This window comes from Streptomyces niger, from assembly GCF_000718305.1.
Taxonomy (GTDB): Bacteria; Actinomycetota; Actinomycetes; order Streptomycetales; family Streptomycetaceae; genus Streptomyces; species Streptomyces niger.
In genome coordinates this window covers 1-353 of record NZ_JOFQ01000073.1, presented here as the reverse complement: position 1 = coordinate 353, position 353 = coordinate 1, and the positions used below count along the sequence as shown (strand labels likewise).

1 protein-coding gene is annotated in these 353 nt (G+C 67.7%); it reads right to left on the bottom strand.

From position 1 onward, the window contains the following. Positions 1-346: winged helix-turn-helix domain-containing protein (locus IF20_RS38790; protein ID WP_267881162.1), on the bottom strand; the 346-nt coding region annotated here is incomplete at its 3' end. Positions 347-353 lie beyond the last annotated feature (7 nt).

Here is a 353-nt window from a genome sequence, read left to right as displayed (position 1 = left end):
CCCAGCCGGCAACGACCGCCTCATCGCGTTCGATGGCCCGTCGTGCGGGCTGCTGGCAAGACCAGCCGTGACGTCGCAACAGCTCCCACACTCCTCGGACGGACACCGCCACACCCAGAAGCCGTCGGATGAGCGTTCTGACCCGAGACAGAGTCCATCGCTCATCCGGCCACCCATGGGCCACCGCCCCTTGCAGCAGCTGTTCCTCCAGAACCGCGAACTGCTGCCTGTCCACCTTCGGGGGCTTCGCCGGGCCCGAACAGCGCAACCCGTCTCTGCCCTGATGGCGCCACGTCCGCCTCCAGCGTTCCACCGAGCGGACACTCACCCGCAGCTCTTTGGCGATGGCTGAG